The sequence below is a fragment of the Pseudooceanicola sp. genome (assembly GCF_029213205.1).
Taxonomy (GTDB): domain Bacteria; phylum Pseudomonadota; class Alphaproteobacteria; order Rhodobacterales; family Rhodobacteraceae; genus Pseudooceanicola.
The window spans coordinates 105,595-125,337 of record NZ_JARGNH010000001.1; the positions used below are offsets into that span (position 1 = coordinate 105,595).

At 64.4% G+C, this 19,743-nt stretch carries 20 protein-coding genes; 12 read left to right on the forward strand and 8 right to left on the reverse strand.

Annotated features, from left to right (window positions below):
• Window positions 1-69 precede the first annotated feature (69 nt).
• From P1U48_RS00525 to P1U48_RS00535, 3 genes are all read left to right on the forward strand, one after another.
• Window positions 70-879, forward strand: coding sequence for a hypothetical protein (locus P1U48_RS00525; RefSeq protein ID WP_301066203.1), 810 nt, complete (start codon window positions 70-72; stop codon window positions 877-879).
• Window positions 876-1,835 carry a hypothetical protein gene (locus P1U48_RS00530; RefSeq protein WP_301066205.1) on the forward strand — a complete coding sequence of 320 codons (960 nt, stop codon included), beginning with the start codon at window positions 876-878 and terminating at the stop codon, window positions 1,833-1,835. Before P1U48_RS00525 ends, P1U48_RS00530 begins: the two co-directional genes overlap by 4 nt.
• A gap of 63 nt (window positions 1,836-1,898) precedes the next feature.
• Window positions 1,899-2,189 carry a DUF4389 domain-containing protein gene (locus tag P1U48_RS00535; RefSeq protein WP_301066207.1) on the forward strand — a complete coding sequence of 97 codons (291 nt, stop codon included), beginning with the start codon at window positions 1,899-1,901 and terminating at the stop codon, window positions 2,187-2,189.
• Window positions 2,190-2,381: 192 nt separating this feature from the next.
• On the opposite strand, the gene P1U48_RS00540 is transcribed toward P1U48_RS00535, so the two are convergent.
• Window positions 2,382-4,205: a M3 family oligoendopeptidase gene (locus tag P1U48_RS00540; RefSeq protein ID WP_301066209.1), complete on the reverse strand. Its 1,824-nt coding sequence runs from the start codon at window positions 4,203-4,205 to the stop codon at window positions 2,382-2,384.
• A gap of 247 nt (window positions 4,206-4,452) precedes the next feature.
• On the opposite strand from P1U48_RS00540, the gene P1U48_RS00545 reads away from it, so the two are divergent.
• Complete coding sequence (locus P1U48_RS00545; RefSeq protein ID WP_301066211.1) at window positions 4,453-5,280, forward strand: fumarylacetoacetate hydrolase family protein; 828 nt, start codon at window positions 4,453-4,455, stop codon at window positions 5,278-5,280.
• Window positions 5,281-5,283: 3 nt separating this feature from the next.
• Here P1U48_RS00545 and P1U48_RS00550 read toward each other — a convergent pair whose 3' ends face one another.
• A complete protein-coding gene (locus P1U48_RS00550) occupies window positions 5,284-6,222 on the reverse strand; it encodes an alpha/beta hydrolase (RefSeq protein ID WP_301066213.1) in 939 nt (312 codons plus the stop codon).
• A 37-nt stretch (window positions 6,223-6,259) separates the two neighbouring features.
• The gene (locus P1U48_RS00555; RefSeq protein ID WP_301066214.1) at window positions 6,260-6,547 is read right to left on the reverse strand and encodes an SCP2 sterol-binding domain-containing protein; all 288 of its coding nucleotides are present in this window, start codon (window positions 6,545-6,547) and stop codon (window positions 6,260-6,262) included.
• 86 nt (window positions 6,548-6,633) lie between these two features.
• Between P1U48_RS00555 and P1U48_RS00560 the strand changes: the two genes are divergently transcribed.
• From P1U48_RS00560 to P1U48_RS00580, 5 genes are all read left to right on the forward strand, one after another.
• On the forward strand, window positions 6,634-7,182 hold the full coding sequence (locus tag P1U48_RS00560; protein WP_301066215.1) for a tetratricopeptide repeat protein: 549 nt from the start codon (window positions 6,634-6,636) through the stop codon (window positions 7,180-7,182).
• A 7-nt stretch (window positions 7,183-7,189) separates the two neighbouring features.
• The gene (locus P1U48_RS00565) at window positions 7,190-10,093 is read left to right on the forward strand and encodes a helicase-related protein (RefSeq protein WP_301066216.1); all 2,904 of its coding nucleotides are present in this window, start codon (window positions 7,190-7,192) and stop codon (window positions 10,091-10,093) included.
• A 9-nt stretch (window positions 10,094-10,102) separates the two neighbouring features.
• Window positions 10,103-10,498, forward strand: coding sequence for an RNA-binding S4 domain-containing protein (locus P1U48_RS00570; protein WP_301066217.1), 396 nt, complete (start codon window positions 10,103-10,105; stop codon window positions 10,496-10,498).
• Window positions 10,499-10,551: 53 nt separating this feature from the next.
• Window positions 10,552-10,890 carry a ferredoxin FdxA gene (fdxA, locus tag P1U48_RS00575; RefSeq protein ID WP_301066218.1) on the forward strand — a complete coding sequence of 113 codons (339 nt, stop codon included), beginning with the start codon at window positions 10,552-10,554 and terminating at the stop codon, window positions 10,888-10,890.
• Window positions 10,891-11,188: 298 nt separating this feature from the next.
• A complete protein-coding gene (locus tag P1U48_RS00580) occupies window positions 11,189-11,698 on the forward strand; it encodes a CarD family transcriptional regulator (protein WP_301066219.1) in 510 nt (169 codons plus the stop codon).
• 76 nt (window positions 11,699-11,774) lie between these two features.
• Here the strand turns inward: P1U48_RS00580 and P1U48_RS00585 are convergent, their stop codons facing one another.
• From P1U48_RS00585 to P1U48_RS00600, 4 genes are read right to left on the reverse strand one after another with little or no spacing between them, the layout of a single operon-like run.
• Complete coding sequence (locus tag P1U48_RS00585; RefSeq protein WP_301066220.1) at window positions 11,775-12,044, reverse strand: DksA/TraR family C4-type zinc finger protein; 270 nt, start codon at window positions 12,042-12,044, stop codon at window positions 11,775-11,777.
• 49 nt (window positions 12,045-12,093) lie between these two features.
• Window positions 12,094-12,435 carry an arsenate reductase (glutaredoxin) gene (gene arsC / locus P1U48_RS00590; protein WP_301066221.1) on the reverse strand — a complete coding sequence of 114 codons (342 nt, stop codon included), beginning with the start codon at window positions 12,433-12,435 and terminating at the stop codon, window positions 12,094-12,096.
• On the reverse strand, window positions 12,432-13,493 hold the full coding sequence (locus P1U48_RS00595; RefSeq protein ID WP_301066222.1) for a quinone-dependent dihydroorotate dehydrogenase: 1,062 nt from the start codon (window positions 13,491-13,493) through the stop codon (window positions 12,432-12,434). The genes arsC and P1U48_RS00595 overlap by 4 nt, the downstream gene beginning before the upstream one ends.
• Entirely contained in the window at window positions 13,490-13,828 is a 339-nt protein-coding gene (locus P1U48_RS00600) for a DUF952 domain-containing protein (RefSeq protein WP_301066223.1), read from the reverse strand. The genes P1U48_RS00595 and P1U48_RS00600 overlap by 4 nt, the downstream gene beginning before the upstream one ends.
• A gap of 113 nt (window positions 13,829-13,941) precedes the next feature.
• Here P1U48_RS00600 and P1U48_RS00605 point away from each other — a divergent pair, with 113 nt between their 5' ends.
• The 3 genes from P1U48_RS00605 (at window position 13,942) to P1U48_RS00615 (ending at window position 18,349) form a co-directional block, all read left to right on the forward strand.
• The gene (locus tag P1U48_RS00605) at window positions 13,942-15,501 is read left to right on the forward strand and encodes a bifunctional metallophosphatase/5'-nucleotidase (protein ID WP_301066224.1); all 1,560 of its coding nucleotides are present in this window, start codon (window positions 13,942-13,944) and stop codon (window positions 15,499-15,501) included.
• Window positions 15,502-15,648: 147 nt separating this feature from the next.
• On the forward strand, window positions 15,649-16,476 hold the full coding sequence (locus tag P1U48_RS00610) for a TIGR00282 family metallophosphoesterase (protein ID WP_301066225.1): 828 nt from the start codon (window positions 15,649-15,651) through the stop codon (window positions 16,474-16,476).
• Between the two features lie 94 nt (window positions 16,477-16,570).
• Window positions 16,571-18,349 carry an SLC13 family permease gene (locus P1U48_RS00615; RefSeq protein WP_301066226.1) on the forward strand — a complete coding sequence of 593 codons (1,779 nt, stop codon included), beginning with the start codon at window positions 16,571-16,573 and terminating at the stop codon, window positions 18,347-18,349.
• A 123-nt stretch (window positions 18,350-18,472) separates the two neighbouring features.
• Here the strand turns inward: P1U48_RS00615 and P1U48_RS00620 are convergent, their stop codons facing one another.
• Complete coding sequence (locus P1U48_RS00620) at window positions 18,473-19,723, reverse strand: Hsp70 family protein (protein ID WP_301066227.1); 1,251 nt, start codon at window positions 19,721-19,723, stop codon at window positions 18,473-18,475.
• Between the last annotated feature and the right edge of the window lie 20 nt (window positions 19,724-19,743).

Consider the following 19,743-nt stretch of genomic DNA (forward strand, 5'->3'; position numbering starts at 1 on the left):
TGCCCATCGCGTAACCGTCAAGAAACCCCACGCCGCAATATCCTCTGACAGGGATTGGGGCTTGGGGTCATGGACAGACATCTAATAATTGCCGGGCAGGGACGGGCGGGCAGCACCCTGTTCTACAGTATGTTGCGCCACACATTGCGCGGCGTTCACCTGCCCGAAACCGAGATGAGCGCCGCCGCGCTACTTGCCCTGCCGGGCGATTTCTGCACCAAGCGGCCCAATGATATCCTGGACATCGATCAGATCGGCGCGGCGGCCAAGGGGCGCAAGCGGATCGATCTGATCGTCACCCTGCGCGATCCCCGCGATATCCTGACCAGCCGCCATGACCGGGTGCCGGACGATTATTTCTGCAGCGCCGACGCCTGCTATACGATGTTCGGCGTGGCGGCGCCCAAGCGCAACGGCCCCGGGCTGATCGAGGTTCACCAAGCGATTATCGACGTTGCCCAGGGCCCCTGGTTCCCGCAGGGGGTGTATTTCTTGAAATACGAAGATCTTCTGGCCGACCCGGATGCGGTGCAGCGGGATTTGGCGGCAGGGTTCGGCTTGCGCTTTGACGCGGCCTTCAGCGCCACCCGCCCGCCGGTGCAGAGCTGGGAAATGCAGCGGGCCATGGGCGGTGATCGCCCGCTTGAGCACAGCCGCAAGGGCCGTTGGCGTGGCCCCGAACACCGCGACCGGATCCTTGACCAGTTTACCCGCTTCCCGCAGTTGCTGGATATTCTGGTGGCGCTGGAATACGAACCAGACGCAGGTTGGTTTGACGCCTTTCGCGCCCAGCCGCCGATGACTGGCCCGCTTGCCGAAGGGGCTGCGCCCGCCGCAGCGTGGCGCGGGTCGGGGCGGCAGGAAAAGGGGGAGTCATGACCGGCAGTTTGCCGTCGCGGCGCATTCAGTTCCACGTCCCCGGCGATTGGCTGACCGCTGACCGGGCGCTGATGCTGCCGTTCTATCGCAAGCTGTCCGACGGCCTGACCGACCGCGGCGTCGATCATGGATTCGTGCCGATGGACCGTGATCGGCTGGCCGATCAGGTGACTGACGGCCAGTTGCACATCCTCAACCACGCGCGCTTTCCGCACCCTTCGGTATTGAGCGCGGGCGTCGCCTATATCTATCCGTTCTGGCATCTTGACCCGCAGGGCATCCGGGCCTTTTCCTCGATCCGCGACCGGGCCTTCCGCCCGGCCCAGGTCGATGGCGACAAGGCCTCGGCGTTCTTTCAGCGGCTGCGCGCCCGCCTGGTCGCCGCGCGCAGCTCGCGCTACGAACAGCCCGCTGCGATGGAACCGGTGCCGGAGGGCTGTATCGCGGTGTTCTTGCAGAGCGAGGGCCACAGGATCGTTGGTGAAACCCTCTGGCTGGACCGTTGGAGCATGTTGCGCGCCTGCCTTGAGGTGGCCAAGGGCCGCCCGGTTCTGGTCAAGCCGCATCCAAGGGATCTGGACCAGACCACCTTTGACGCCCTCAGCAATTTGCAAAGTGAATTTGGCAATCTGCACATCAGTTTTGCAAATATTCACGACATTCTGGCGGTCGCCGAACGGGTGGTGACGATCAATTCTGCCGTCGGGATCGAGGCCTATCTGCATCGCAAGCCGGTGATCCTCTGCGGTCAGGCGGATTTTCAGCACATCGCGGACGAGGCGCGCAGCAGCGCCGACCTCGCCGCGCTCCTCGCCGCGCCGCCGCGCAACCGGCGCTATGCCAAGTATCTCTATTGGTATTTCGGGCTGAATTGCCTGAACGCCGGTTCGGGCGATTTGGTCGCGCGGTTCCTAGCCCGCCTGCCGGATGGGGCGGGGCCGCAGCATCGCATTTGATCTAGGCAAGATGCGCTGTCACACTTTGCCAATATCGCTGTTTCGCTGCTCAGAGGTGCCCCGATGACCGACCCGCAAGACCCCGATACTGCCGCCATTCCCGAAAGCTGGGATCGCAACGCGCGCTGGCTGCGTCTGCTCTATGTGATCGTTTTTGCGATCCTGTTCCGGATTGGCGACACCGTGCTGGGCATCGCCGCGCTGTTGCAGGCCCTGTGGATCCTGGTCACCGGTCGTCGCAACGATCTGATCGCGGGCTTTGGCGTCGATCTGGCGCGCTGGCTGGCGGCTGTGGCCCGGTTTCAGAGTGCTGCGAGTGATGAGAAGCCGTTCCCCTGGCGCCCCTGGCCCTGATCCAGCGCCAGAGCGGCACAACATCCAGCGCCGCCAGCGCCACGCCCAGCGGCGCCAACCAGAAGCCGAGCACCGGTAGAAATCCAAGGATCCCGCCGAGGATCATCAGCAGGCCAAGCAGCAGCCTGAGGCCCGGCGGAATCCGCCGCCGCGCCCAGACCTGAAACCGGCGCAGGCGTCTGCGCCAGGAGGTCACCCCTCCATCGCCTCCAGCTCGTCGATCATGCCCGAGATCATCGACAGGCCCTTGTCCCAGAAAGCCGGGTCCGAAGCGTCGAGGCCGAACGGCGCCAGCAGCGCCTTGTGATGCTTGGAGCCACCGGCCTTCAGCATATCGAAATATTTCTCCTGAAAGCCCTCCGGCGCCTCCTGGTAGACCGCATAGAGCGCGTTCACGAGGCCGTCGCCAAAGGCATAGGCATAGACGTAGAACGGCGAATGGACGAAATGCGGGATATAGGCCCAGAAGGTCTCATACCCTTCCATGTAATCGAATGCCGGGCCCAGGCTTTCGGCCTGCACCGACATCCACAGCGCGTTGATATCGTCCGGGGTCAGTTCCCCCTCGCGCCGGGCCGCGTGCAGCTTGCATTCGAAATCGTAGAAGGCGATCTGCCGGACCACGGTGTTGATCATATCCTCGACCTTGCCGGCCAGCAGGGTCTTGCGCTCGGCTTGATCCTTGGCGTTGTCGAGTAACCGGCGGAAGGTCAGCATTTCACCGAAAACGCTGGCGGTTTCAGCCAGGGTCAGCGGGGTCGAGGACAGCATCTCGCCCTGATCGGCGGCCAGCACCTGGTGCACGCCGTGCCCCAGCTCATGCGCCAGGGTCATCACGTCGCGCGGTTTGCCGAGGTAGTTCAGCATCACATAGGGGTGCACCTCGGTCACCGTCGGATGCGCAAAGGCGCCCGGTGCCTTGCCCGGTTTCACCCCGGCGTCGATCCAGCCCTTGTCAAAGAACGGCTGTGCGATCTCGGCCATCCTCGGGTCGAAATCGCCATAGGCGGTCATCACCATGTCGCGGGCCTGGGGCCAGTCGATGGTCTTGATGTCTTCGCTCGGCAGCGGCGCGTTGCGGTCCCAGACCTGCATCCGATCCAGCCTCAGCCATTTGCGCTTCAATTCGTAATAGCGGTGCGACAGCTTGGGATAGGCGGCGACCACCGCATTGCGCAGCGCCTCGACCACCTCGGGTTCAACATCGTTGCTGAGGTGGCGGCCGGTCTGCGCGGTCGGCATCTTGCGCCAGCGGTCGAGGATCTCCTTTTCCTTGGCCTGGGTGTTGTGCACCCGGGCAAAGGTTTTCACATTGGCGCCGAACACCCGCGCCAATTCGCGCGCCCCGGCTTCGCGGCGGTCGCGAACCGGGTCGGTCAGCAGGTTCAGCGTGCCCTCGATGTTCATTTCTTCGCCGTCGACTTCGAAATTCAGCCCGGCGATGGTTTCATCGAACAGCCGCTCCCAGGCGTCGCCGACAACCCCCAGGTCATGCAGGAATTTTTCCAGCTCATCAGAGAGCTGATAGGGTTTCATCGCCCGAATCCGGTCGAACACCGGCTTGTAGCGTGCCAGTTCGGCATTGGCGGCGAAGAGCCCGTCCAGATGATCGTCGGGCAGGCGGTTCAACTCCAGCGTGAAAAACACCAGCGGGGTGGTGAAGGTGGTGATCTTGTCCTGGCAATCGGACATGAATTTCGCCCGCTCGGCATCGATGGTCAGCTGGTAATAGCGCAGCCCGGCATAGGACATGATCCGCCCGGCGACGGTCTGAATCCGCTCATTGCGCTGGACGCAGGTCAGAAACCCCGCCGCGTCAAGCTGGGCGAGCTTGCCCTCGTATTCCCCGGCAAACCCGGCACATTCCTTTTCGAGCCAGCTCATGTCGCGGGTGATTTCCGGCGCGTCCGGCGCGGTATAAAGATCGCTCAGATCCCATTCTGGCAGATCGCCCAGGTCCGGGCCGCCCCCTTTGGTGGCATTGGCATCAAGCAGCGGCAAGGGAAGGGGGATCATCGCGCGTCCTTTCGTGACCTCGGGGGTTGCCCCACAGATAGGCGCTGTGGCGCCCGCTCTCAACCCTGCCTCTCCGGCGATCTACAGCTCTCCTGTCCTCCGCTTCTTCTGGTCGCAACTATCTTCGGGGGGCGGCGGCGCCGTCTAGCCACGCCGTGGGGGCAGACAGCCGCCTCGATGGCTGACCACCCTTGCGCTGAGCCCCGGCATCGGCGACCGTTCCGGCGCAAATCTGAAGGAGGCACGGATGAAATTTCTTCGCTATGGCCCGCTGGGCGCCGAAAGGCCCGGGGTTCTGGATGCTCAGGGGCGGATCCGCGACCTCTCCGGGGTGATCGACGACCTGACCGGTGCGGCGTTGGAAAACCTGCCCGCCATCGATCCGGACTCGCTGCCGCTGGCCGCGGGTGATCCGCGCCTCGGTGTGCCGGTCGCCGGGGTTGGCAAGATGGTGTGCATCGGGCTGAACTATTCCGACCACGCCGCTGAGGCGGGGATGCCGATCCCCGATGAGCCGATCGTGTTCATGAAGGCGACCTCGGCGCTGATCGGGCCGAATGACGATGTGGTGCTGCCGCGTGGGTCGCAGAAGGGCGATTGGGAGGTCGAGCTGGGCATCGTCATTGGCAAGCGGGCGAAATACGTCAGTGAGGCCGAGGCGCTGAGCCATGTTGCGGGCTACACCATCGTCAATGACGTCAGCGAGCGGCATTTTCAAATCGAACGTGGCGGTCAATGGACCAAGGGCAAGAGCTGCGACACCTTCGGCCCGGTCGGGCCCTGGATCGTCACCCCGGACGAGGTTGCGGATCCGCAGAATCTGGCGCTCTCCTGCGATGTGAACGGGCAGCGACGCCAGACCGGCAGCACCGCCTCGATGATTTTCCCGGTCGCCCATATCATCAGCTACCTGAGCCATATGATGAGCCTCAATCCCGGCGACATCATCGCCACCGGCACCCCGCCGGGGGTCGGCAGCGGCCAGAAACCGCCGCAATATCTGAAAGCGGGCGATGTGATGGACCTGGCCATTGCCGGGCTCGGCCAGCAGCGCCAGCAGGTACGCGCCGATTAACGCCTAGCTGGCGGCCGCCCGTGGCGTGGTCGCGCCGGAATGGGCATCGAAATGCGCCGCCATCGCGTCAAACAGGGCGCGGCGGCGGCCGGGCGTGTCCATCAACACCTCGTGGCGGCCGTGTTCGATAATCTCCAGCCGGCCATTGGGCCAGCGCGCCATCAGGGTCTGGACCGCAGCGACATCGACAATACCCTCGTCGCTGCCCAGAAAGGTCAGGCCAGGCACTGCTGGAGCGGGCAGCCGGGCCAGGGCGCTGGTTTCCTTCAGCGCGGCGTTGAGCCAGCCATAGGTCACCCCGGCCAGCGCGATCTCGGGATGGGCACGGGTCTGGCGGATCATGAAGTCATACATGTCCGGGTCATTGGTCAGGTTGTTGCCCTCGAACGACTGGATCAGCACATAGGCATCGCGCACCACCCCGGGGGCGTAGCTTTCGGATCGGCCGACCAGGGTGCCCAGCACCCCCAATGCCCAGGCGAGCGGCCGCATCGCGGCGGGCATGCCGATGCCCCACATCGGCCCGGTGAAGCTGGCAGAGGCCACCGGCACCCCGTCATGCAGCGCGCGCAGCCCGATGCAGCCGCCCATCGAATGGCCCAGCAGATGCCAGGGCCGGGGCAGATCGAAATGTTTGGCCACCGCCAAGGCGGCCTGAACGTCGCGTTGATACTCGTCGAAATCGCCGACATGGCCCTTGAGCGGGTCTTTGGTTAGCCGGTCGGCAATGCCTTGCCCGCGCCAGTCCACCGTCAGGGTCGCATAGCCGCGCGCCGCCAGATCCCCGGCGGCAGGCCCGTATTTCTCGATATATTCGGTGCGCCCGGGAAACAGCAGAACCGTGCCGCGCGCCCCCGCAAGCGGCCAGAGGCCGACGCGGATGCGCACCCCGTCCGAGGTGCGCGCCCAGACCGCATCACCACCCGCCGGGCCCTCATCCACATCGGAAAAGTACGGCGCGGGGTCGAATGTCGGGTGATCAGGCAAGGGCCGAACCCAGCGCCATCGCCTTGCCCATGTCGCCATCCACCGCCAGCTTGCCGGTCATGAAGGCGGTGGTCGGGTTCACATCGCCGGTCATCAGCCCCATGAAGGTTTCGCGATCGGCGGTCAGGGTCACATCGGCCTCTTCATCGCCGACCCGGGCGCCATTGGCATCGACCATGATCGCGCCTTCGCCTTCGACCACGAATTTTGCAATCCCGTCAAAGCCGCCACCGATCTTTTCGTTCAACTGGGCCGCGGCCGCGTTCAGATCATCGCTCATAATTTGGTGTTCCTTGTTCAAATCGCCGTGGCGGGGCTTCCATGCCCCGAACGGCACGCTACAGTGATATCGTTATGGGTGTCTCTATGCACAAATTCAAAATTGCCGTTGCGGCACTTGTCACCTGGGCGCTGCTGGCCCTGGCCGCCCCGGCGGCGAGCGACTCGACCGCTTCTCTTCTAGACCAGTTGCGTCTTGCCGATCCAGCCGATGCCAAAAAGATCGAGCGGGAAATCCGCCTGGACTGGGCGAAGTCCGGCTCACCAGCGCTGGATCTGCTGCTGAAACGCGGCAAGGATGCGCTGGAAGCGGGCGATCTCGACCTGGCCATCGGCCATCTGACCGCGCTGACCGACCACGGGCCGGATTTCGCCGAAGGCTGGCACACCCGGGCGATGGCGTTTTTCCAGCAGGAAAGATACGGTCTGGCGGTTCACGATCTGGAACGCACCCTGGCGCTGAACCCGGACCATTTTGCCGCGATCTATGGTCTGGCGATTGTATTCGAAAGCCTGGAACGGCAGGACGAGGCCTATAAGCTTTATCAAATGGTATTGGCGCTGCATCCCAATCACGAGGAGTCGCAAAAGGCGGTTGATCGCCTGCAGACCCGCGTCACCGGCTCAGATCTCTGAGGCGCCGATGTCAGGCTTGACCGAACGCGGCGGGATCACCGCAGTCCTTGGGCCGACCAACACCGGCAAGACCACCTATGCCATCGAACGGATGCTGGGCTATCGCAGCGGCATCATCGGCCTGCCGCTGCGGCTGCTGGCGCGCGAGGTCTATGACCGGATCGTCGATCTGCGCGGCCCCTCGGTGGTGGCGCTGGTCACCGGCGAAGAACGGATCGTGCCGCCACGCACCCAATACTGGGTCTGCACGGTCGAGGCGATGCCCGAGGGCATGGGCGCCGATTTCGTCGCCATCGACGAAATCCAGCTCTGCGCCGATCCCGAGCGCGGCCATGTCTTTACCGACCGGTTGCTCAGGTCGCGCGGGTTGCATGAAACCCTGTTCCTCGGCTCTGACACCATGCGCCCGACGATTGCGGCGCTGGTGCCACGGGTGCAATTCATGCGCCGCGAACGGATGTCACAGCTCACCTATGCCGGGTCGAAAAAGATCAGCCGGATGCCCGCGCGCTCGGCCATTGTCGGGTTCTCGGTGGATAACGTCTATGCCATCGCCGAACTGATCCGCCGTCAAAAGGGTGGGGCGGCAGTGGTGATGGGCGCGCTCAGCCCCCGCACCCGCAATGCCCAGGTCGAGATGTATCAGAATGGCGATGTCGATTACCTGGTGGCGACTGACGCGATTGGCATGGGGCTGAACCTTGATATCAACCATGTCGCCTTTTCGGCGCTGATCAAATTCGACGGCCGGCGGATGCGGCACCTCGCGCCCAATGAGTTGGCGCAGATCGCGGGACGGGCCGGGCGCGGTATGCGCGACGGCACCTTTGGCGTCACCGGCGAGGCCGCGCCGCTTGAGGATGAGGTGGCGGCGGCGATCATGGATCACAGCTTTACGCCGCTGCGTAAATTGCTATGGCGCAATACCGACCTCAATTTCGGTTCTGTCGACGGGCTGATTGCGGCGCTAGAGGCGTCACCGGACAATCCGATCCTGATCAAGGCGCGTGAGGCCGACGATCTGATGGCGCTGAAAACCCTGGGGCAGAACGACGATATTCGCGCCCGCACGGGCGATGTGGCGGCGGTAAGGCTGCTTTGGGATGTCTGCCGGGTGCCGGATTTTCGCGGCATCAGCCACATCGAACATGCCAGTCTGCTGCAGCGTCTGTTCGGCGATCTGCACGCCAATGGCCGGATTTCCGACGACTGGCTGGCGCGCCAGATTCAGCGGATTGACCGCACCGATGGGGATATTGATGCGCTTTCCAAAAGATTGGCCTATATTCGAACTTGGACCTATGTGGCGCAGCGTTCCGGCTGGGTCGCGGACGAATCCCATTGGCGCGGCGAGACCCGCGCTGTAGAAGACCGTCTGTCAGATGCGCTACACATGCGTCTGACCCAGAGATTTGTTGACCGGCGCACATCTGTATTGATGCGCCGGTTGAAGCAGAAGGAAGCCTTAGTGGCCGAAGTAAATGACAAGGGCGAAGTGATGGTCGAGGGCGAGTTCGTCGGCCGTCTCGAGGGGTTCCGGTTCCGGCAGGACAAATCCGCCGAAGGGCAAGAGGCCAAGGCCGTTGCTCAGGCCAGCGCTCAGGCGCTGGCGCCGCATTTTCATCTGCGCGCCGATCGGTTCTATAATGCGCCCGATACCGAGATCGACTTTACCGAACAGGGTGGGTTGATGTGGGGCACGGATGCGGTGGGCAAGCTGACGCCCGGCGACGATCCGCTGAAGCCGCAGGTCGCCGCCTTTGTCGACGAGGCCGTTGGGCCGGATGTCGCGCAAAAGGTGCAGCGCCGGTTGCAGCATTTTATCGACCGCAAGATCGCTGCGCTGTTCGAGCCGCTGCTGGCGGTGCAGGACGACGCGACGCTGAACGGCCTGGCGCGCGGCTTTGCCTTTCAGCTGGTCGAAGGCTTTGGCATTCTGCCCCGTCAGCAGGTTGCTGATGACGTCAAGGCGCTGGATCAGGATGCGCGCGGCGCGCTGCGCAAGCATGGCGTCCGGTTCGGGCAATTCACCGTCTTCATGCCGCTGCTGTTGAAACCGGCGCCGACCCGGCTGCGGCTGGTGCTCTGGTCGCTGTCCAAAGGTCTGGACGAATTCCCCGAAGCACCGCCGCCGGGGCTGGTTACCGTGCCCAGCGGCGAGGGGGTGCCCGAGGGCTATCACACCATGGCCGGCTATCGCGCGGCCGGGACCCGGGCGATCCGCATCGACATGCTGGAACGGCTGGCCGACATGCTGCGCGTCGAAAACAGTCGGGCCGGGTTTGAAGCCAAGGCCGACATGCTGTCGATCACTGGGATGACGCTGGATCAATTCGCTGATCTGATGCAGGGCCTGGGCTACAAGGCTGAAAAGGCCGAGCGCGCGAAGGTCAAGGCGGCAGCTCCCGTGACACCTGAGGCACCGGCTGCGGATGCCGCTGCGGCCTCCGAACCGGCTGCAACGACCGCGCCGCCCGCAGAGGCCGCACCGGTCGCGGCTGACTCCGCCGGTGAAAGCGCCGCCCCCGACGCCGCAGGAGCGCCCGAAACCCCAGCGGCCGAAACCCAAGTGCCCGAAGCGCAGCCCGTCGAAGCGCAGCCCGCCGAAGAGTCAAGCGCCGAGGTCCCTGCGGCTGCCGAGGTCGAGGTCTATTACACCTTCACCTGGGGCCGTCAGCGCTCGGCCAACGCCGGTCGCCCGCAGCACCAGGCCCGCAAGGGGGGCGATCGGCCCGAGGGCGGCAAGCGGCCGCGCGGGGGCAAGGGCAAGCCGCCGCCGCGTGGCAAGGGCCCCAAACGCGAAGCGGGGCCAAAGAAATTTGCCGCTGGTCCCAGCAAGCCCGGCAGAGATCGGATCGACCCGGACAACCCCTTTGCCGCGGCGCTGATGGGGCTGAAGAACAAGAGCTGAGGCCTCGGGATGTCAGATGCGACGCCCGTCCAGGACGACCGGATCCGCCTCGACAAATGGCTCTGGTATGCGCGCTTTGTGAAAAGCCGCAGCCTGGCGGCGCGGCTGGTCGGCGCCGGTCACTGCCGGGTCAACGCTGCAAGGGTGACGAAACCGGCGACGGCGGTCGGCCCTGGCGATGTTCTGACTTTTCCCATGGGCGAGCGGATTCGGCTGGTGCGGGTTCTGGCCGCCGGCACACGGCGCGGACCGGCACCTGAGGCACAGACGCTCTATATTGATCTCGAACCATCCCCTGAAATCCAGAAAGACAGCCCGCCAATCCAGCGCGATGCAGGAAATTCGCGTCCGACCAAGCGTGACCGCAGGAAACTCGACCTTGATCGGCGTCGGGCGCTTGAATGATCCGGAACAGCGGGTTAGCTAGCGGCTGAGCCGTTCAAATTTCGGGGGTCACGATGACCTATATCGTCAACGACAGTTGTATCGCCTGCAAATATACCGATTGCGTAGAAGTCTGCCCGGTGGATTGCTTCTACGAAGGCGAGAATATGTTGGTGATCCATCCCGACGAATGCATTGATTGCGGCGTCTGCGAACCGGAATGCCCGGCCGATGCGATCCGCCCGGACACTGAGCCGGACATGGACAAATGGGTTGAATTCAACCGCAAGTATTCCGAGATGTGGCCGGTGATCATCACCCGCAAGGACCCGCCAGCCGATGCCGAAGAGCATGATGGTGAGTCAGGCAAGCTTGAGAAATACTTTTCCGAGAAGCCCGGCTCGGGCGGCTGACATCGATTCGGACGCGGCTCGGCGGGAAATCGCCGCTTCGCCGGGTGAAACAAGTTCGAATTGTGGCGATTTTTAAGCGAAAACCGGGCGCTGACAGGCGAAGCGCTTTCTTGGGGGCGGTTTTTGTGGTATGGTCTTCCTGCCTATGAACAAGACTGCCTGCCCCCCGATGCGCGGACGTTGCTGACCGCGCCCCGGAAACCTTGACAGATACTTTGAACGGTGTGTTGGCTGCCGCCTCGCGCCCGTTGTCTGTGTCGCTGCGTCAGGCTGGGAAGATGGCACCAGGAAGGACTGCGTGACCAATATGAAGAAAAATGAATTCCGTCCGAATGACTACGTTGTGTATCCCGCCCATGGCGTGGGTCAGATCGTGTCCATCGAAAAGCAGGAAATCGCCGGCATCCAGTTGGAGTTGTTTGTGATCTCCTTCGAAAAGGACAAGATGACCCTCAGGGTGCCGACCCACAAGGCGACGGAGATCGGTATGCGGTCGCTGTCCAGCCCGGACGTGGTGACCAAGGCGATGACGACGCTGAAGGGCAAGGCCCGGGTGAAACGCGCGATGTGGTCGCGCCGTGCCCAGGAATACGAACAAAAGATCAACTCGGGTGACTTGATCGCAATTGCCGAAGTGGTGCGCGACCTGCACCGCAACGACGACCAGCGCGAGCAGAGCTATTCCGAGCGTCAGCTTTACGAAGCCGCGCTTGAGCGTCTGACCCGTGAAGTCGCCGCCGTGTCCGGTGGTGACGAAATGGCCGCCGCCAAGCAGGTGGGTGATGTTCTGGTATCGCGCGCCGCCTGAGCGGCCTGATATCGCACGTTAAAAAAACCGCGCCCGGGGATCCGGGTGCGGTTTTTTCATGGCCTTTGACTTTCGCCTATTTCAGCTGGCTGTCCTTGAACCCGCGCCGGTTGATGCCGCTGCGCTGTGCCGGTCTGCCGTCACGCTCTAACTGGCAGTCGATGCAGAGTTTCACGCCGGGCAGGGCGGCGCGGCGGGCGCTTGGGATTTCCTCTTCGCATTCAGCGCAATGGGTCAGGCTGACGCCCACCGTTGCCCGCCGGGCCTGAAGGCGCTGCAATTCGTCCTGGATCGACGCTTCGATCTGGTCCTGCACCGCGCCGTCGCGCGACCATCCACCGGCCATGGCTCTGCTCCGCTATTTCAGGCGAGGATAGCGAAATCGCGGCCTTCGGTCAAAGCAGCGCCAGCACGTTTTCCGGCGGACGGCCAAGCGCCGCTTTGGCCCCGACAAAGACCACCGGGCGTTCGATCAGTTTCGGATGCTCGGCCATCGCGGCGAGGATGGTGGCGTCATCCGCCGTCTTGAGGTTCAGCGATTTGAATTCTGGCTCGCCCCGGCGCAACACTTGCGAGGGCGTCAGCCCCAGCATTTGCAGCGCCGTCTGCAGTTCGTCCTGCGTCGGTGGGTTTTCCAGGTAAAGCCGCACCTCGGGTGTGATCCCGCGATCCTGCAACAGCGCCAGGGTCTGGCGCGATTTCGAACAGCGCGGGTTGTGCCAGATTTCCACTTTCATAGCCATTCCTCACGTTGGCAGCCCACCGCCTGGGTGACGTTCTCAAACCCGTCGCGTTCCAGCAGCCGGTCAAGGCCGCGGGCGATCTCGGCGCCCAGCGACAGGCCTTTGTAGACCAGCGCCGAATACAATTGCACTGCCGAGGCGCCGGCGCAGATCTTGGCATAGGCGTCTTCGGGGGTCGAAATCCCGCCGACGCCGATCAACGGGATCCGCCCGCCGGTGATCTGCGACAGCCGGGCCAGAACCCGGGTCGAGCGCTCAAACAGCGGCGTGCCGGACAGCCCGCCGATGATATCGGCCGCGCCGGGGGTCTTCAGCCCGTTGCGCGCCAGGGTGGTGTTGGTGGCGATGATCGCATCGACCCCGGTGGCCAATGCCACCTCGGCCAGATCGGCCAGCGCCGCCTCGTCCAGATCCGGGGCGATTTTCAGAAAAATCGGCAGCGGGCGGATCATCCCGTCGCGCGCCGCCATCACCCCGGTCAGCACTTGCGTCAGCGCCGCCTTGCCTTGCAAATCCCGCAGCTTTTCGGTGTTCGGCGAGGACACGTTGACGGTGGCGAAATCCAGATAGGTGCCGCAGCGCGCCAGCACCCGGGCGAAATCCGCGATCCGGTTGTCGCTGTCCTTGTTGGCGCCGAGGTTCAGCCCGATCACCGCGTCGCGGGGCCGCCGGACCAACCGCTCGCGCACCGCCTCCATCCCGTCATTGTTGAACCCGAAGCGGTTGATCACCGCGCCGTCCTGCGGCAGGCGGAACAGCCGCGGGCGCGGGTTGCCCGGCTGCGGCTTCGGGGTCACCGCGCCCAGTTCGATAAAACCGAACCCCGCCCGCGACAGCGGCAGCAGCGCGGTGGCATTCTTGTCGAACCCGGCGGCCAGGCCGACCGGATTGCTCAGCGTCAGACCGGCCAGGGTGCTGCGCAGCCGGGCCGAGGTGACGAGGCCGGGCAGGGGCACCGCCCCCAGTTGCAGCGCCTTCATCGCCAGGTGATGCGCCTGTTCCGGGTCGAGGCGCCGCAGCGCCGCCAGCCCCAGTTTCTCGATGAAGTTCATGTCAGCCCCTCGGGGAAGCGATGGTGCCCCGCGACCAGCGGCAAATCCCGCGCCCAGAGCACGTCCTTGCTCCGCAAGGCACGGTAGAGATGCGGGAATAATGCGCCGCCCCGCGACGGCTCCCAGCGCAGATCCGGGGCCAGCGCATCGGCCTCAAGCGCCAGCAGCACCAGCCCGTCTTCAGTGGCGAAATGCTTGGCGGCGGTCTCAGCGACCTGCGCGGCGGTCGAGAAATGGATGAACCCGTCAGCGATATCGACCGGGGCGCCGGCTGTGGTGCCCGCGGTCGTCAGCGCCGCATATTCGGACGCGCGAAAAATCTTGTAGATCAGCATGCCCTCACTTGCCTCTGGCATGGACCGTTGGTCAAGCCGGTAGTTTGGCCTTTGACTATGGCGTCTGATCCGGGCAGCATCGAAGCCATAACTCCCACAAAGAGGTTACTGCCATGACCTTCCGCCTACTTGCAGGCTCCGCTGCCCTGGCCCTATGCGCCGGGATGGCCCAAGCCGATTATTCCCTGACGATTCTGCACACCAATGATTTCCATGCCCGGTTCGAACCGATCAGCAAATACGACAGTGGCTGTTCGTCCGAGGACAACACCGAGGGCAAGTGCTTTGGCGGCTCCGCCCGGCTGGTGACAGCGATTGCCGATGCGCGCAAACGGTCGAACAACTCTATCCTGGTGGACGGTGGTGATCAATTTCAGGGCACCCTGTTCTACACCTATTACAAGGGCAAGCTCGCCGCCGAGATGATGAACAAGATGGGCTATGACGCGATGACCGTGGGCAACCACGAATTCGACGATGGCCCGGAGGTTCTGCGCGGCTTCATGGATGCGGTGAAATTCCCGGTGCTGATGAGCAATGCCGATGTCAGCGGCGAACCGTTACTGGCCGATACGCTGGCAAAATCCGCAGTGATCGAACGCGGTGGAGAAAAGCTGGGCCTGATCGGGCTGACCCCGCAGGACACCGATGAATTGGCCAGCCCCGGCCCGAATGTGATCTTTACCGATCCGTCGGACGCGGTGCAGCATGAGGTCGACAAGCTGACCGCGATGGGGGTGAACAAGATCATCGTGCTCAGCCACTCGGGCTATCGCGTCGATCAGGTGGTCGCGGCCAACACCAAGGGTGTCGATGTGATCGTCGGCGGCCATACCAACACCTTTCTGTCCAACACCTCTGACCGCGCCGAGGGACCCTATCCGACCATGGTCGGGGCGACCGCGATCGTGTCGGCCTATGCCTATGGCAAATTCCTGGGCGAGCTGAACGTGACCTTTGACGATGCCGGCAATGTCACCGCCGCCACCGGCGAACCGATCATCATGGATGCCGCGGTCGGCGAGGACGAAACCACAAAGTCGCGGATCGCCGAGGCGGCGGTGCCGCTGGACGAAATCCGCAACAAGGTGGTTGCCGAATCCTCGGCATTCATCGATGGCGAGCGTGAGACCTGCCGGGCGCAGGAATGTGCGATGGGCAACCTGGTCTCTGACGCGATGCTGGCGCGGGTTAAATCGCAGGGGGTCGAAATCGCGATCTCCAACAGCGGTGGCCTGCGCACCTCGATCGACTCCGGTCCGGTGACGATGGGCGAAGTGCTGACAGTGCTGCCGTTCCAGAACACCCTGTCGACCTTTCAGACCACCGGCGCGGTGATCGTCGAGGCGCTGGAAAACGGCGTCAGCCAATATGAGGATGTTGCCGGTCGTTTCCCGCAGGTTGCCGGGCTCAGCTTTGCCTTTGATGTCTCCAAACCGGTGGGCGAACGGGTCAGCGACGTGGTGGTCGGCGGCGCGCCGATTGACCCTGCCAAGGTCTATGGCGTGGTCACCAACAATTACGTCCGCAATGGCGGTGACGGCTACAAGATGTTCCGCGATGGCATGAACGCCTATGATTTCGGCCCCGATCTGGCCGATGTGACGGCGGAATACCTGGCGGCTCAGGGGCCCTATACGCCCTATACCGACGGTCGCATCGTCAAGAAATAAGCCGTTTCAATGGCCTGAGCTGCGGGCGCGTCAGTGATGGCGCGCCCGTTTTCCGTGTGAAGATGGCCCGGGATTCAGGCCTGGTCTGCACCTGGGCGTCACACTTCCTCTTGCCCCTTGCGCCGTCCGGGCCTAGGGAGCGTTGCCATGCGAATGTTATTTCTTGGTGATGTGATGGGCCGGGCCGGGCGGCAGGCGGTGGCGGAAATGCTGCCGCGTCTGCGCGCTGACTGGCGGCTCGATTTTGTCGTGGTCAATGGCGAGAACGCCAGCAACGGCGCCGGGCTGACTGCGGCCCATGCCAAGGGGCTGCTTGAGGCCGGGGCGGATTGCCTGACCTTGGGCGATCACGCCTTTGATCAGCGCGACATGATGCAATTCATCGAGGTCGAGCCGCGCATCGTCCGGCCAGTGAATTACGCCAAGGGCGCACCGGGACGCGGCTTTGGTGTGTTCGAGGCGACCCAGGGCCGCAAGGTGCTGGTGACCCAGGTGCTGGGCCAGGTGTTCATGAAGCGCCCCTTTGCTGATCCGTTCAGCCAGATCGAAGCGGTGCTGAAGGCTCATCCGCCCGGCGGGCTGGTGCAGGCCAGCCTGGTCGATGTGCATTGCGAGGCGACCAGCGAAAAGATGGCGATGGGCCATTGGTGCAATGGCCGTGCCAGCATGGTGGTGGGCACCCATACCCATGTGCCGACAGCCGATGCGATAATCCTCTCTGGTGGCACCGCCTATCTGTCCGATGCCGGGATGTGCGGCGATTACGACAGCGTCATTGGCATGGACAAGGCCGAACCGATGCGCCGCTTCGTGACCGGCATGGACAAGGCGCGGTTCAGCCCGGCGCTGGGCGCGGCGACGCTGTCGGGCCTTTATGTGGAAACCGATGACCGCACCGGCAAGGCGACGCGGCTTGCCATGGTGCGCCAGGGTGGCCGGTTGCAAGCCTCCGGCCCCGAGGCTGCCGCCGGGTGACGCCCCGGCACGGTCCGGGCGCAAAGCCCGCTGGACGCGGCGGGCGGGCTGCGCCTAGATAGGGTATGTGGACAATCCGGGACCGGCGCAAAGAATGACATTTCTGGAAATCCCACAGGCGGGCCAGGCGGTGATGACGCTGCTGGTGGTGGTTGGCATGTTCGTGCTGTTCGTGCGCGAATATTATCCGACCGAGGTGGTGGCGATTGGCGGCGCTTGCGTGATGCTGCTGCTTGGGCTCTTGCCCTATGATCAGGCGCTCGCGGTGCTGTCGAATCCTGCCCCCTGGACCATCGCGGCGATGTTCATCGTGATGGGGGCGCTGGTGCGCACCGGCGCGCTGGAAGGGGTGACCAAGACCGCCGAACGCCAGGCAACGAAAAACCCGGTTCTGGCGATCGGTGCGCTGATGGCGGTGGTGGTGGCGGCCTCGGCCTTTGTGAGCAACACCCCGGTGGTGGTGGTGATGATCCCGGTGTTTGTGCAGATCTCGCGCCGTCTCGGCGTCAGCGCCTCGAAATTGCTGATCCCGCTGTCCTATGCGGCGATCATGGGCGGCACCCTGACCCTGATCGGCACTTCGACCAACCTGCTGGTCGATGGGGTGGCGCGCAGTCGCGGGCTTGAACCGTTTACGATCTTCGAGGTGGCGCCGCTGGGTCTGGTCATTGTCACCTGGGGGATGCTCTACCTGGCGGTGGTCGGGCGCTGGCTGTTGCCGGACCGGCCCAGCATGGCCAACCTGCTGTCGGATCGCAGCCAGATGAAATTCTTTACCGAGGCGGTGATCCCGCCGGAATCCAATCTGGTCGGCCGCGAGGTGTCCGGGGTGCAATTGTTCAAACGCGAAGGCGTGCGGCTGATCGACGTGATCCGCGGCGATGTCTCGCTCCGGCGCGATCTGAACGGGGTCGAGCTGCAGGTCGGGGATCGGGTGGTGCTGCGCACCCAGATGACCGAATTGCTCAGCCTGCAACGCACCAAGAGCCTGAAGCGCGTCGATCAGATCTCGGCGGTGGAGACCACTACGGTCGAGGTGCTGATCACCCCGGATTGCAAGATGGTGGGGCGCTCGCTCGGCTCATTGCGGTTGCGGCGGCGCTATGGCGTCTACCCGCTGGCGGTGCATCGGCGCAATCAGAACATCGGACGGCAGCTGGATGAGCTGGTGGTGCGGGTCGGTGACACCCTGCTGCTGGAAGGCGCGCCCGAGGATATTCAGCGGTTGGCGACGGAGATGGATCTGGTCGATGTCAGCCACCCGACCGCGCGGGCGTTCCGGCGCAGCCATGCGCCGATTGCGGTGCTGGCGCTGTTTGGCATCGTGGTGCTGGCGGCGCTGAATGTGGCGCCGATCCTGATGCTGTCGGTCTTTGCGGTGGCGGTGGTCCTGCTGACTCGCTGCATCGACGCGGACGAGGCCTTTGGCCAGGTCGATGGTCGCCTGCTGACACTGATCTTTTCGATGCTCACCATCGGCGCGGCGCTGGAACATTCCGGTGCCATTGCGCTGATCGTCAATGCGGTGGCGCCCTATCTGATCGGTCTGCCGGGGTTCTTTGTGATCTGGGCGATCTACCTGCTGACCTCGGTGTTGACCGAGCTGGTGTCCAACAACGCCGTGGCGGTGGTGGTGACGCCCATCGCCATCGGGCTGGCGCAGGCGATGGGCATCGACGCACGGCCGCTGGTGGTGGCGGTGATGGTTGCCGCCTCGGCCAGTTTCGCGACGCCGATCGGCTATCAGACCAATATGCTGGTCTATGGGCCGGGCGGGTATAAATTCACTGATTTCCTGCGGGTCGGCATCCCGCTGAACCTGACCACCGGGCTGCTGGCCTCGGCGGTGATCCCGCTGATCTGGCAATTGTGAGACCGGTCACGGGTTTGATCAGCGCGGTGATCCAGTTCGCGGTGCAGCGGGCCGGATCGGGATGCTCCGGCATCGGGTAACCACATGCCGGGGCGGCTTTGATCCCGGCGGGGTATCGTCGGGCTACCGTCCCTCGGCTGTCGCCAGGGCGAGCCCGTCGACCACTGCGGTGAATGCTTCGGACATATGCACCGCCGCTCCCGGGCAGAGCGCGCGCATGGTTTCGGGGACCAGCTGCATCAGGCTTGAGCCGCCGACCAGGATGATGCTGCCGATCTGCTCTGCCGCGATCCCGGCGAGGGTCAGCGTCTCGGCGGCCGCGCCATGCAGGTCGTCGTGAAACCGGGCCAATGCCGCCGCCATCTCGGTCGGGGACAGCGGCACCTGCAGCCCGGTTTCGATCACCCCAAGGGCAATCGCCGCATCCGCCGCGCCAGCATTGGCGGCGATCTTGCCGCGCTCGACCGCAAAGGCGATGTCATGACCCAATTCGTCGCGCAGCACAGTGGCCAGCCGTTCCAGCGCCCGCCGGTCGGTCGCCAGCCGCAGCATCGCGTCGACCTTGCGCCGGGTCTCGGGGGAATAAAGCAGCGGAATCCGCGCCCAGGTCGCCAGATCGGCATAGATCGCGGCGGGCACCGGCAGCAACTCGGAGCCGAACTCCCGGCGCAAGGTGCCGCCGCGCCCCAGCTCTGGCATCACCTGATCGAGCGAGATCGCCCGATCGAAATCGGTGCCGCCGAGGCGGATGCCGTGGCTGGCCAGAATCCGCAGTTGGCCGGACTCGACCCGGAACACCGAGAAATCCGAAGTGCCGCCGCCGATATCGACGATCAGCCCGGTGGCACCGGGCTGGCTCAGGCTGTGGCTGGCCAGCGCCGCCGCCTCCGGTTCGAACAGAAAGGCGACCTCGTCAAACCCGGCGGCGAGGTAACAGGCGCGCAGATCAGCCTCGGCCTGCGCATCCTTTTCCGCGTCGCGGGTGTGAAAATGCACCGGGCGGCCTGACAGGGCGCGGCGCAGCGGCTGGCCGGTGGCGGCCTCGGCGCGGCTGCGCAGGGTGGCCAGAAAGGCGGTGATCACCTCGGCGATGCTGCGTCGCTTGCCGCCGATCAGCCGCGACTCATGCAACAGCGGATCGCCCAGCACGCTTTTCAGCGCCCGCATATAGCGGCCTTCCTCCCCCTCGATCAGTGCCGTGCCGGCGGCGGCACCGATCCGCATCGCGCCCTTGTCGGCGGGAAAGAACACCGCCGTCGGCAGGGTCTGTGAGCCCGGTTCGGCGGGCAGGCGGCGCAGCTGGCCATTCTCGATCACCGCCATCGCGGAATTCGAGGTGCCAAAGTCGATGGCGAGCGTGGTGGTGGCGGTCATCTGTGGCCCTCGACCCCGAC

Coding starts and splice junctions, on each gene's coding strand:
- P1U48_RS00525 (WP_301066203.1), top strand. CDS start 70: ATGGACAGACATCTAATAATTGCCGGGCAGGGACGGGCGGGCAGCACC.
- P1U48_RS00530 (WP_301066205.1), top strand. CDS start 876: ATGACCGGCAGTTTGCCGTCGCGGCGCATTCAGTTCCACGTCCCCGGC.
- P1U48_RS00535 (WP_301066207.1), top strand. CDS start 1,899: ATGACCGACCCGCAAGACCCCGATACTGCCGCCATTCCCGAAAGCTGG.
- P1U48_RS00540 (WP_301066209.1), bottom strand. CDS start 4,205: ATGATCCCCCTTCCCTTGCCGCTGCTTGATGCCAATGCCACCAAAGGG.
- P1U48_RS00545 (WP_301066211.1), top strand. CDS start 4,453: ATGAAATTTCTTCGCTATGGCCCGCTGGGCGCCGAAAGGCCCGGGGTT.
- P1U48_RS00555 (WP_301066214.1), bottom strand. CDS start 6,547: ATGAGCGATGATCTGAACGCGGCCGCGGCCCAGTTGAACGAAAAGATC.
- P1U48_RS00560 (WP_301066215.1), top strand. CDS start 6,634: ATGCACAAATTCAAAATTGCCGTTGCGGCACTTGTCACCTGGGCGCTG.
- P1U48_RS00565 (WP_301066216.1), top strand. CDS start 7,190: ATGTCAGGCTTGACCGAACGCGGCGGGATCACCGCAGTCCTTGGGCCG.
- P1U48_RS00570 (WP_301066217.1), top strand. CDS start 10,103: ATGTCAGATGCGACGCCCGTCCAGGACGACCGGATCCGCCTCGACAAA.
- fdxA (WP_301066218.1), top strand. CDS start 10,552: ATGACCTATATCGTCAACGACAGTTGTATCGCCTGCAAATATACCGAT.
- P1U48_RS00585 (WP_301066220.1), bottom strand. CDS start 12,044: ATGGCCGGTGGATGGTCGCGCGACGGCGCGGTGCAGGACCAGATCGAA.
- arsC (WP_301066221.1), bottom strand. CDS start 12,435: ATGAAAGTGGAAATCTGGCACAACCCGCGCTGTTCGAAATCGCGCCAG.
- P1U48_RS00595 (WP_301066222.1), bottom strand. CDS start 13,493: ATGAACTTCATCGAGAAACTGGGGCTGGCGGCGCTGCGGCGCCTCGAC.
- P1U48_RS00600 (WP_301066223.1), bottom strand. CDS start 13,828: ATGCTGATCTACAAGATTTTTCGCGCGTCCGAATATGCGGCGCTGACG.
- P1U48_RS00605 (WP_301066224.1), top strand. CDS start 13,942: ATGACCTTCCGCCTACTTGCAGGCTCCGCTGCCCTGGCCCTATGCGCC.
- P1U48_RS00610 (WP_301066225.1), top strand. CDS start 15,649: ATGCGAATGTTATTTCTTGGTGATGTGATGGGCCGGGCCGGGCGGCAG.
- P1U48_RS00615 (WP_301066226.1), top strand. CDS start 16,571: ATGACATTTCTGGAAATCCCACAGGCGGGCCAGGCGGTGATGACGCTG.
- P1U48_RS00620 (WP_301066227.1), bottom strand. CDS start 19,723: ATGACCGCCACCACCACGCTCGCCATCGACTTTGGCACCTCGAATTCC.